This window comes from Herbaspirillum rhizosphaerae, assembly GCF_046025915.1.
GTDB lineage: Bacteria > Pseudomonadota > Gammaproteobacteria > Burkholderiales > Burkholderiaceae_D > Herbaspirillum > Herbaspirillum rhizosphaerae_A.
In genome coordinates, this window is the sequence record NZ_JAQQFR010000027.1 from 1 (window position 1) to 12,312 (window position 12,312).

A 12,312-nucleotide genomic window follows, 5' to 3' on the forward strand; every position below is an offset into this window, starting at 1 on the left:
ATCGGATCATTAGACTCTCAATTCAGTTGGTACAGATACTTCAGGCTGGTCAATTGAAAGTCGACTTAGGTGAAGCCCACAGTCAACTCGTTTCTTCGTATACCTTTGTACAATTACGGCCTACATTTTTAGCGTGGTAAAGGGCCTTGTCAGCACGTTGCAGCAATTCATCTAGGCCGGTGATGCTATGTTCCATAGTACTTAGTCCAATGCTTACGGAATACGTAATTTCTATACCAGATACCCATACGCTCTGAGCTTCAACCGTTTTGCGGAATCTTTCAGCTATTAGGTACGCATTTTGAATCTCGGTTGATGGAAGTAACACTGCGAACTCCTCCCCGCCAATGCGGGCAACAACGTCAATATCACGGGTTGTATTCTTCAAAACAGAGGCTAGATTCCGTAAAACTTCATCGCCGGCAGTATGACCATAGGTATCATTCACTCTCTTAAAATGATCCGCATCAATCGTCATGACACACAGTGGACGAGGATGGCGCCTCCATCTTTTGAGTTCTAATGCTGCTGCTTCAAAAAAAGCGCGTCTGTTTGAGATTCCCGTCAAATGGTCGCTAAAGATGGTGCGTAAATACTCGTCAGCCTCCATATGTTTGTCGGTGATGTCTCGCAGTATTAATGCATAGTGATGATTACCATTTTCATTTCTAAAATTCTTGTTCGCTACTTCGTCAATTTCATCTTGAAGCGGAGTAATGATACTGCTCCCCCAAAACTTTTCGCCTCCAGATTTTAAACGCCATCCATCATCTAAGATCCAGCCATCCGCGTCTGCTTCCTTGAGATAGTCACTTACTCTATCAGCAGAAATTGTTCCTGCCGGATAAAAGATAGAAAAAGATTTTCCGATAACTTCTTCAGCTAAGAATCCGGTCACTCGCTCAATACTTGTGTTCCAACTTTCTATCAGACCTTCTCTATCCAAAGTCATCAACGCGTAGTCCGTAACCCCCGTAACAATAGCCTCAAACATTGCCACACTATGTTTCAACTGACGTTCTTGCGCGATTACTTTTGTCATATCAGTAATCACAGCCATCAGCCGATCTGGAGCAATTTTCATCAAACTAAACCCAAGAATTTTCGGGTCTTGTCTTCCTAAAATTCCAGCTGTCAGTTGTATTCTCAATCCTTCACAGATTGAACCTTTTGTGTGAGGGAACGTAGCAGCCATGCTCCGCAGTTCAGGAGCAACTGAATTAAACACATCAAAGAGATTAGTTAGATCTCCTGCAGTGACAATGGGCATCAACAACTGTGCTGATAGCGGATTAATGAGTTGTACGTCCCCTATTAAGTTGGTCTGAACGAGCCCAACTGGAGCCGCATAAAGAAACTGAAGCAAAGCTTCATGCTCTTCCTGAAGTTCATCTATAGCCGTTCCCATAATTAGAAATGCCTCTGTATTAGCACGTAAGAGGTTGGAACTGCAGGGCTCGACAAGAGACGAAGTTTTACTTTTGTCGGTTTCATGCGTAGTGTCAAAACGTAGTCAATTACAAGATCGAGATGCTTATCTTCAGCCCGGGCATCTTCAAAGACCTGAGCAACCATGAAATTATTCATGCACGGCGCAACCGCAAAGAAAAAATCTTGCCCAATAACGCGCTCTCGGCGTAGTCCTGCTATTTTCGACTCAGTAGCGTTGTAATGCTTGACTATGCCATTGATATCAAATCCGACTACGCCGAAATCCAAGTCATCAAGCTGTTCATCTGTATTAGAGAATAGGAACTCAATAACGCCTTCTTGATTGAATACGCTCATATCGCTATTTTTCCAAAGGTATTTTTTTAAAGTTTAATATTAACTACATATTCGAGTGCTGCTTTGGAGTGTTACATTGGCCGGGAAGGCCAATCTAAATCCTATGGGTATTTGTCCTTGATCCAAAACGTATTACGGCCAAAAGGCTAAGATAATCGTATATATTGTTTTGATAGGCATAGCATCCAAAACGATATTTTTAGAAGAGCCTAATATCTCAGCCCCTTCGGTAGAGGTGTCAGCACTAGACTATATTTTGCTTGTACGCAAAATACGTCGACTCGTACCTAATTTATAGGGAACCTGCATCTCATATGTACTCATCCGCATTGTGTACGCGATGAGACATGTCGGACGTTTCGGAAACACGGCGCCCATCGCCCTTCTGGCTATATTGAACCCAATAATAAGGAGTGCCAATTGAGTTCAGGTTCTCTCATAAGTCAATCTGCAATACTTCCTGGCACCAAGTTTCTAAAGGTACAGGTCGACCAAGAAGAAATCCCTGCATCATCTCGCACCTTTCTCGGACCAAGAAATCAAATTGATCTTCCGTTTCGACTCCCTCGGCAACCACGCGTAAATCCAAATTTTTTGCCATACCCAAAATGAGCTGTACTATTGCCGTATTTGTTGGGTGAGATAACGTATCTCGGATAAAACTTTTATCAATTTTTAGTTCATAGAGTGGCAATTTCTGTAAATATGCCAAGCTCGAATAACCAGTCCCAAAATCGTCAATGGAAAAACGAATCCCTAGCGAGGTAAGATCCTGCATACGCTGAATGATATGGGCAATATCATCGATTAAATGCCCCTCGGTGATTTCCAAGATAAGTTGAGAAGGTGGGGCTCCGTGCTTCGCAAGCATTTCTCTCAAGATTGATACAAATTCCTCTTGACGAAATTGTCTGGGGCTGACATTCACGGAGAGCGTGTCTGTGATTCCTCTGCTCGCAAATATTGCTAATGTTCGACAGGCGTTTTCCAAGACCCAAGAACCAACACGAACAATCAGTCCACTTTCTTCTGCGAGAGGGATAAATTTATCTGGAGGAATGTTGCCAAATGACGGATGCATCCATCGAAGCAAAAGTTCTCCCCCACTGCGCCTTCTTTGAGAATCAAATTGAGATTGCACAACTATATGTAACTGACCGTCTTGTAACGCCTCCTCCAAATCGTGCTCGAGCGCAAGTTTTTGTTCAACTTCCTTTTGCATTGATTGTGCAAAGAATACGACTCGGTTTTTACCTCCACTTTTTGCTTTGTACAACGCAATATCCGCTTCTCGAAATAAGTCTGCATAGGTTTTCTCCTCTTGATTAAAAAGAGTAATCCCTATACTTGCGCTAGATTGGTATTCGACGTCGGATATTAAATAGGAGCGAGATAATGAGACTCGAGCGGCTTCGGCAATTTGCAAGGCTACGCGGTTTGCATCTTCGACTGTGTCAGAAAGATTTCTAACAAGCAAAACAAACTCATCTCCGCCCAATCTAGCCGCAGTATCACCATTTTGAAGAAGCAACTTCAACCTTTCGGCGGCGAGTACCAAAAGTGCATCTCCGACGGCATGTCCTTTTGCATCATTTACTGTTTTGAAATTATCTAAATCAATAAAAAATAGCGCTCCATTTTGATCGGTTTCTCTTGCTTGAATTAAGGCGGTAGAGATTTTTTCAATTAGCAGTCTCCGATTAACTAAATTAGTAAGAGGATCTGTGAATGCTAGGCGCTGTATTTCAAGCTCATTTGTTCTTTGATCTGTTATGTCTTGGACGGTGCCTACGATAGCTCGTAGTTGGCCGGCAGCATCATATTGAAGCTCAGAGTTGACCTGTAGCACTAAATTTCTTCTATCTACGAACATCAGATTATGTTCATATCTAATTGCTTTACGATCTAAAATCGAAGACCTAATTTCTTGGAAAAGTGCTTTCCTCTCCTTAACAGGAACACACTTAAAAAAACGCCGAGGATTTTCAATGAATTCGTCCGCCGTTAATGCATAGATACGCACCATTTCGGCCGACCAATATAATTTCTGATGCTTTATGTCCCATTCCCAGCTTCCGATGGCTGCAATAGATTGGGCTTCTTCCAAAGCTCGACGCTCTCGTTTTACCTGAGCCAGAGCATCTTCGACAGCTAGCTCAGCAACTTGGGTCCTGGATACTAATATCCTCAAGATCAAAGTAAGCAAAAGAGAAACAGATAATCCGCTCACTAAAACAAGTAATGGAATAGGCTGATACCAATACGCGTAACGTTGTACACGATCTGTGGAGACAATCTCCCATTCGCGATTTGCAACGTGAATGATGGATCGGACAATTTCATTGCCTCTATATCCTATTGCGTCAATCTCTTTAGCGAGCGCGTTATCATAAATGGGGACGTCGACTTCAGAAGAGTGAAGATCTCGTATAACTATATGCATATGCGCTGCAGTATCTTTGGACAGCACGCTAGTGATCAACTCCTTAGTTTTAAATGCAACGCCTACAACGCCTTGTAGTCTTCTTTGTCTTTCTTTAAGTGCTTTTGGAACTACGTCGTCGATATATACAGGTTCTCGAATAACGATACTTGTATTGTCCGGAATCCTCGCTGAATTCCTATCCCGTGCCAGCACCAGTGGTTTAGTAGCGGTGGTATTTCCAGTACTTACAGCCTCGTCCACTTCTTGTCTATATGATTTACTTGGATCATATAAGTCGTAACCTATCGTAGGAGAATCTTCAGGAAAAACATGACGAATAACTAGATATTCTGTGCGAGATCCGGAAGGCGTTATATCAAAGTTAGGATGCCCTTCAAACCTTAGTGATTGATCATTACGTACCTGAAAAATGTACTCTTCGCGCTCGTCCAGACGAATATGATCCGCGATGAAAATAAACGCCATTCCCGGAAAACGTTCTTGGAGGGAGATCGCTGAAACAAAACGCCTTACGCGAAGGTCTGATGGCCGCTGTTCCAGAAGAGACAGCGCTTTTAGGCCCGGTAAAATATCAATATAGGACTGAATCCTCCCAGACAAATCCGTTCTAAATTCAGCGGCGTTTTGAATGAATTCAACTCTGGCTTTGTCTCCCTCATTCTTTACACTCCATATATACATTACCGTGGTAAGACATACTCCTAAAAATAAGCATGCTAGAGGAAGAAAGTCCCTAGACAAAGAATTCCTAAGATAGAGAGCGATTGATCGCATGAACATACCGGAGTGGTTAGATATCTCTGAACTTCTATATTGGGAAATGGTGCGCTGCACTTATCAAATAATTTTCAATCTCAAAACGAGAGAATTGAAAGAGGCGGCACAAGTTTCCGACTATATGTACTACGGGACCTGTTCTGTAAACTATAGATTTTATTGGTAAAAATATGCTCTATCTCCTGATCGCTCGATAGAAATTTTGTATCTCATTATGATGCTATTTCGGATAAAAAAATCAATCTTCAATATTTTTCAGGCGATCTGATTTACTCATCTCTAACATGCACTCAAACTGAGCGACGGAGTGATGTTGTGGCTTGATTTCTACAGGCTTGGATGGGCTATACTTAGAAAGTTAATCAGGCAAGCTAATACTATTAGTGTCGCATCTGATTCACACTGAGGTTATAGAACTGATCTGTTCCGAGCTACTTCGTTATCAGTAGGAGCTTTTACGGAAAACAAGTAGAACTAGCTAACGATGAAAACCTAACCGAGCCTTGACATGCGTTGATATCACCTATTTGTTGAGCGGAACGTAACAGCCACTCGAAGTCCTGATAATTGGGTCTTGTTTGTGAAACCTAGATGAATTGATGCGCCAAGGTGGCTTACGATTGCATTAACAATAGAGAGGCCCAATCCAGATCCGATTTCATGGTTGCCAGGAATACGATAGAACGGATCAAAGACACGATGCCATTCGGATTCAGGAATGCCTGGGCCATTGTCTTCAACAACTAGACTAGCTTCATTTTTACCGGTCACTATCGAGAGATCGACGCGACCGTTTTCTGGGGTGTAGCGAATTGCGTTATCGACTAAGTTTTTTACGAGAACAATCAAATCAACTTCGTTAGCGCAAATGTTGAAATCGGTGCTGCTAGTGACCCCAATGTCAATATGCTTTGATTCCGCTAAAGGAAGAGCGTCCTCCAAGACTCGTCGATATACTTTCTGCAGCGATACGTTTGTCCTAATACGCTCGGTTTCTGCATGCACCTTTGCCAATGTAAGTAGCTGCTCCAGCAGTATTTTAGTGCGATCGATCCCATGGCGTAGCGTGGCTAAACGCTCGCGTGCGTTGACCGACATCTCAGCATTGGCAAGTCTTTCGCCCTGCAATGACAATGCTGTCAACGGCGATCTGAGTTCATGTGCCGCATCAGCGACAAAGCGCCTCTGAACTCCCACTGAAAGTTCAACCCGCGCAAGGAGCCGATTAATCGCTCCAACAAATGGGATAATTTCTGACGGAAGTGGCTCAACTGGAATTGGATGAAGTTCTTGATCCCCTCTACTATCTATCTCACGTGAGAGAGTTGTTATCGGTTTAAATATCTTTCGAATCAGGTCTGCGACAACAAGTAAAAGAACGGGAATCAGAATTAAAAATGGCATCAAGGTTCGTAATGAGCTCTCGTACGCTATTTCATCTCTAATATCCGTCTCCTGAGCGACGGCCAAACGCTGGCCTGTACTTAATTTTTTCACAAAGACACGATAATTTTCGCTTCCTGCGATGACCGTTTGCATACCATCTGCCAGAGTTGTCGGTAGTGGCAATAAGGTTGGTAAGCCATTTTTCGCGTTATCGTTAATATTGGGCGAAACTATCTGCACAAAAACACGTGACTCTTTTTCACTATCTGATTCGTTACCGGCATCTCCTTTGTCAGGAGGATTCAACCCGTGTCTATCAAATAGTGTAGCGACCTGCCTAAGTACGTCATCCTGCAACTCATGCGCTTCGTCAAATGCCGTGTAAAAGGCAAAAAATCCGGCAACTATGGCAATGCTTAAAATGGAGATTGAGAGGGTTAAAGAAAGCCTAAACTGCAAAGAATCCTTTAGTCGCCTTTTGAAACCATCCATCCCAGACCTCTCACGTTTTTAATAACTCGGCTTCCAAGTTTCTTTCGAAGTGAATGAATAATAAACTCAATGGCGTTACTCTCAACTTCTTCACCCCAGCCGTATATTCGTTCTTCCAATTCGGTGCGAGATAAAATCGCACCCGGCCTGATCATTAAAGTTTGAAGCAAGGAAAATTCCCGATTGGATAACTGACGGCGCTGATTGTCACTTACTGCAGCTTCTTTCGTATCAAGGTCAAGAACAATTTCTCCGTTGCTGAGTTGCGCTGACGCGGAACCTCCCTTTCTTCTATACACGGCGCGTATTCGCGCAAGTAATTCGGCCATATTGAAAGGCTTAAGAACATAATCATCAGCTCCACCGTCAAGTCCTCGAATGCGATCATCGACATCGTCTCTTGCCGTGATGATGATGACAGGTACACGATCGCCATTTGATCGAATCGATTTCAACACGTAAAACCCATCTTTGCCTGGTAGACCTAGGTCTAACAATATTAAATCGTAGGTCTGACAGCCAAGGCTACTTAGTGCCGTGATGCTATTGAGAGCCCAATCGACTGCGTAAGAATCATCTTTTAGTGATGCTTGTACAGCCTCTCCAATCATTACATCGTCTTCGACTAGTAATACGCGCATGCAATATCCCTTTTTTATTCTGGTCGTCAGTTCTTGCGTCATTTCCTATGCACATTTAGGCCGCGCTCTTTTAATGGAATCGTTTTGCGGCACGCTGCCGGAATATTAAGAGACTGGTCAGAATAAAGGCGAGTAAAGCGATAGATGCAGAATAGCGATTCATTGCCAGTCCGCCGGCGCTGACTGGCTTATCGAGGAAATCGCCTACCACTGCCCCCAGAGGGCGAGTTAGAATAAAAGCACCCCAGAAAAGCCACGTCCGGGAAATCTTAGTCCAGTAGTAGGCCGCTACTAGGGCAAGTAACATAGCGCCAAATAATATGGCGCCACCGCCATACCCAAGTCCTGCGGTATCAGCAGTCCAGTCGCCCAGTGCGGTACCTAGTGTCTGGGAGAACATGATAGTGACCCAGTAAAACATCTCTGCTTTGGACGAATTAATGGTGTTAACCGATATCGTTCCCATTGACCGGTACCAGGTAAGTAATGAGGCAATCAAGCAGACGATTAATAGCGCCGTGCCACCTGCATAGCCGATGCCTAAAGAGCGGTCAGCATAGTCAGCGAGCGTCGTACCTACTGTCGTGGTCGCGATGATCGTTGCCCAATAAATCAAAGGATGAAATTTTTTTGTTCGGATTTGAATTATTACTGCCGCTAAAAATAATGCTGCAAAAATAACCGTACTCATTAAGTATCCAAAATTCATTGACATGGACACTGCATCGCCGCCCGTTTCACCCAAGGTCGTCGCTGCAATCTTCACAATCCAGAATGCTAAGGTTACTTCTGGTACTTTGCTAAAAAGGTGCTCAGTATCGCGAATATTATTCATAGTTGATTTAAAAAAATTTATCGACGAATGTCTAAATTTTGTGACTAAGGTTATGAGCCAGGCAGCATGCGCTTTAGCGTATCGTCTTTAAGCACAAAATGATGGTAGAGCGCTGCTAGTGCATGTAAGCTGACCAACACGACAAGAACCCACACACTAGCAATATGCATATCTCCTATGTCTGCCCACAGTGCAGATTCGCGGGGCAACATATTCGGGACACGAAATATTCCAAATAGCGTTACTGACCATCCTCGTTCCACGGCATTAATCCAGCCAAGTATAGGAACAATGAGCAGCAATAAATAGATAGCCCAATGTGTTACCCCAGCGGCGAATCGAAAAGCTGGTGACAATTGAATGGATGCTTGAGGAGGCTTGTGGCCAAAGCGCCACATCAAACGAACGACCAGTAATACGGCAATTAATACTCCTATTGAAAGATGCACGCTAACGAGCCCTTCTGGCGTTGATAGTTCATCGACGTCTGGCATGATCCATCCAACTGCACATTGGAGCACAATAAACAATGCGGTCAGCCAATGAAATATCTTCGCAGGAGATGTATATTTGTTCGAATCTGAGAACGTCATTTCATCTATTCCTATGTTTGCAGGCATGGCATTTTAAGAAATTTTGATTCGCTTCTGAGTGATGGATAGGTAGAAAACCAATCCCACGATAGTGACGAGAAATAGCGCACTCGTCGTCACGGCGCCAATCCCAAAACCGCCGGCAGACGTAGGTTGAGATAGCAGATCTCCGCAAGAAGCTCCTAGCGGACGAGTCAAGATATAGCTAATCCAAAAGCATGTAATAGCGTTGATTTTCAATACGTAGTAAGCAAGTGCTGTGATAGCGATACATCCTCCAAATAGAAGTGCGGCACTGGCATAACCAATGCTTAAACCTTCCGCGACCAAGTCTCCTGCTGCGGTACCTAAAGCAAACGTAAAAAGAATCGCAAGCCAATAAAAGCATTCTCGCCTAAAGCTATTGATAGCGGTAATGGATAAGGTTTTTTCTTTGGAATACCACTCTACGAACGTGGCAATCAACGCTAGGCTGAATGCCGCAGTGGTAATGCCTAGTGGAACATCGAAATTGTCACTTAAGTTATCGGTCACGAGCGTACCAAATACGCTAATTAGAACGACTGATATCCAATACAAAGAAGGAATGTAACGAGCGGACCGAACCTGCAAGAACAGAACGATCGCAAGTAATGAGCCGATAAAAATGGATGTCCCGGTTAATCCAAAGTGTAAGTTGACATTTAAATAGTCTGCGGCGGTTTCCCCGACCGTTGTGGACATCATTTTTATGATCCAGAAAAGGGCTGTTGCCTCTGGAACTTTGTTGGCAGAAATGGAGCCGTCTTGGGCCAAGGATTTGTTCATGTTGATGCCGGGATCGAATATTCAAAATTAATAAAGTTAGTCTCGCAGGTAAAACTTAGCGCATCCATAGTTAGCTATTTTTTGACCCATCCACGCTGAATAAAGGGGCTAAGCAAGGATCGGTGAAGCCGACTGATGAGGTGAAACAGAGGGAGAACAAAGAGATCTTCGCGCCACGAAATTAAGCGGCTGGTAGCCGTCGCTACGAAAACCGATCCGAGCATATCCATCGGAAAATGGACTCCAAGATAGATACGCGCCCATGCGATCGCTATGCCGAGGAGAGAGAGTATGGAACCGACACATCGGAAATCCCGGTGTAGCAAGAGCGTCACTCCTACTGCCCACACTAGCGTCAGGTGATCGCTTGGAAAAGAAGAATCTGCGGCATGAGGAATCAAGGTCTGTCCGAGACCTATCATAAATGGACGAGGATGCGTCCACATCAGGGCAATGATCTGATTAATGAGTAGGCCTGAAACTCCCGACATGCAGGACGCCAAGACTACGATCCTGGTTCTCTCTGCACCATACAGCCAGTAAGCGCTGACGCCTAAAGGGATGATCCATATGATGTCATTTGCCAATACCTTGGCGGCAAACACCGTGAGCGGGTTCGGATGTATCGATGCGTTAATCAACAAAAATAGAGCTTGGTTCAGTTCTTCCATTACAGTCCCGATACTTAAAAAGCCATTTCCCTGATTTGGCAGGCCTCAAATAGGTATTTCGCGTTGAGGGTGCGTAAGCTTGGTGCGGCAAATTGGTAGTCGGAATAGTAGTCGGCAAAACTTAGCTGGCACTGAGCATATGACGCTGTCCTAGGAGACTCTTGAATAGTTTCTTAATGGGAAAATTATTTACCCATTTTCTTTCTCTGCACGAAAAAATTGAAATAATCTCTCAATTGAAACTAGATGTAACATCCAGCGAGATGTCATCCAGTTGTAACAATTGCTCAATATTTTGCGGTTTCGACCATTCTAATTAGGAGGATATTGTGCGTATTACTATGCTTAAAAAATCGTTCTTGATAGCGCTTTCTTCGCTCGTTGTTGTGTCATCGGCGTTTGCTGCTGACATGACTGGCGCAGGATCAACGTTTGTCTATCCGATCGCGTCGAAATGGGCTGAAGCCTATAAGAAAAATACCGGCAATGGATTGAACTACCAAGCTATTGGATCTGGTGGCGGTATCAATCAGATCAAAGCAAACACAGTGGACTTGGGCGCATCTGATATGCCCTTGAAGCGGGATGAATTGTCGAAGAATGGCCTCATGCAGTTCCCGGTGATCATGGGCGGAGTCGTTGCAGTCGCTAATTTGGACGGTGTTAAACCTGGGCAACTTAAATTGACTGGTAAAGTGTTGGCCGACATCTATCTCGGCAAGATTACGAAGTGGGTCGCACCAGAGATTACCGCGTTGAATCCAGGGGTGAAGTTGCCGGCAGAGGGCATTACTGTTGTCTACCGTGCCGACGGTTCCGGCACATCGTTCTTGTTTACAGACTATTTGTCTAAAGTGAATGGTGACTTCAAATCGAAAGTCGGATCAGGTACTACTGTGAAATGGCCAACTGGCGTAGGCGGCAAAGGTAATGAAGGCGTGGCGTCAAACGTGAAGCAAATCAAGGGCGCAATTGGGTATGTTGAGTTTGCTTACGCGAAGAAGAATGATCTGGTCTATTTGCAGCTGCAAAATCACGACGGCCAGTTTATTCAGCCAAATGACTCGACATTTAAGTCCGCAGCAGCAGGTGCTGACTGGGAGAAAACTCCAGGCTTCGCCGTAGTTTCTACTGATCAACCTGGCAAGAACAGTTGGCCTATCACTGGTGCCACTTTCGCGCTGATGCACACGACCCAGGCCGATGCGGTTAAAGCAAAAGAAGTATTGAAGTTTTTTGACTGGTCGTACAAAAATGGTGGCCAAATGGCCGCTGAACTTGACTATATTCCGATGCCGATGGAAGTTGTGAAGGTAATTGAAACGGCCTGGAAAAATCAACTCAAGGATGGATCTGGTAACGCCATTTGGTAATTGACTATTTGAATTGCAATTGATGAAGCCATGTGGATTTTTCCACATGGCTTTTTTCTTTAAAGACCTTTATCTTAATATCAACACTGGTTACAAGCAGTGATTTTAGCGCGAGGGGCGTTGAGAATAAGTTAGGTAGTAAATTCAATCTTTCATCCGCTTGACCAACAATCTCTCGTCAGCCTTGCTGCGACTTCGAATGAGAATAAGCTTGTTGCTTAACTTAACACATGCAGCACCGACAGTTCTTGCCTCATTCATGGCGTCGTTTGTCGAGTTCATTGAGGCCCTGACGGTCGTGTTGGCGGTTGGTACTGTGCGTGGCTGGCGTGCAGCTAGCTCCGGCGCCGCCGTCGCATTGTTTTTTCTTGTAGCCATGGTGCTGGCCTTTGGCCGTTCGCTGGCGCAGATACCGCTTCCGGTCATCCAGCTTGTTGTGGGCACATTGCTGTTGCTATTTGGCTTACGCTGGCTGCGTAAAGCAATTTTACGGTCAGCAGGTG

The 12,312-nt window shown here is 44.4% G+C and carries 10 protein-coding genes and 1 pseudogene; 2 read left to right on the forward strand and 9 right to left on the reverse strand.

What is annotated here, in order from left to right; genetic code table 11:
* Positions 1-82 precede the first annotated feature (82 nt).
* The 9 genes from PQR63_RS23405 to PQR63_RS23445 form a co-directional block, all read right to left on the reverse strand.
* Positions 83-1,408 carry a sensor domain-containing diguanylate cyclase gene (locus PQR63_RS23405; RefSeq protein ID WP_408170673.1) on the reverse strand — a complete coding sequence of 442 codons (1,326 nt, stop codon included), beginning with the start codon at positions 1,406-1,408 and terminating at the stop codon, positions 83-85.
* A 2-nt stretch (positions 1,409-1,410) separates the two neighbouring features.
* The gene (locus tag PQR63_RS23410; protein WP_408170675.1) at positions 1,411-1,788 is read right to left on the reverse strand and encodes a PAS domain-containing protein; all 378 of its coding nucleotides are present in this window, start codon (positions 1,786-1,788) and stop codon (positions 1,411-1,413) included.
* A 436-nt stretch (positions 1,789-2,224) separates the two neighbouring features.
* Positions 2,225-5,008, reverse strand: a complete 2,784-nt coding sequence (locus PQR63_RS23415; protein WP_408170677.1) for a bifunctional diguanylate cyclase/phosphodiesterase — start codon at positions 5,006-5,008, stop codon at positions 2,225-2,227.
* A gap of 522 nt (positions 5,009-5,530) precedes the next feature.
* Positions 5,531-6,889: an ATP-binding protein gene (locus PQR63_RS23420; RefSeq protein WP_408170679.1), complete on the reverse strand. Its 1,359-nt coding sequence runs from the start codon at positions 6,887-6,889 to the stop codon at positions 5,531-5,533.
* Entirely contained in the window at positions 6,865-7,530 is a 666-nt protein-coding gene (locus PQR63_RS23425; protein WP_408170689.1) for a response regulator transcription factor, read from the reverse strand. Before PQR63_RS23425 ends, PQR63_RS23420 begins: the two co-directional genes overlap by 25 nt.
* Positions 7,531-7,600: 70 nt before the next feature.
* Positions 7,601-8,365, reverse strand: coding sequence for a COG4705 family protein (locus PQR63_RS23430; protein ID WP_408170681.1), 765 nt, complete (start codon positions 8,363-8,365; stop codon positions 7,601-7,603).
* Positions 8,366-8,415: 50 nt separating this feature from the next.
* Entirely contained in the window at positions 8,416-8,958 is a 543-nt protein-coding gene (locus PQR63_RS23435; RefSeq protein WP_408170683.1) for a cytochrome b, read from the reverse strand.
* 33 nt (positions 8,959-8,991) lie between these two features.
* A complete protein-coding gene (locus PQR63_RS23440) occupies positions 8,992-9,765 on the reverse strand; it encodes a COG4705 family protein (RefSeq protein WP_408170685.1) in 774 nt (257 codons plus the stop codon).
* 74 nt (positions 9,766-9,839) lie between these two features.
* On the reverse strand, positions 9,840-10,436 hold the full coding sequence (locus PQR63_RS23445) for an undecaprenyl-diphosphatase (protein ID WP_408170687.1): 597 nt from the start codon (positions 10,434-10,436) through the stop codon (positions 9,840-9,842).
* A gap of 341 nt (positions 10,437-10,777) precedes the next feature.
* On the opposite strand from PQR63_RS23445, the gene pstS reads away from it, so the two are divergent.
* Together pstS and PQR63_RS23455 are read left to right on the forward strand one after the other, a co-directional pair.
* Positions 10,778-11,809 carry a phosphate ABC transporter substrate-binding protein PstS gene (gene pstS / locus PQR63_RS23450; protein WP_408170690.1) on the forward strand — a complete coding sequence of 344 codons (1,032 nt, stop codon included), beginning with the start codon at positions 10,778-10,780 and terminating at the stop codon, positions 11,807-11,809.
* A 211-nt stretch (positions 11,810-12,020) separates the two neighbouring features.
* Positions 12,021-12,312 (forward strand): annotated as a pseudogene (locus PQR63_RS23455) (hypothetical protein); the annotation flags it as partial.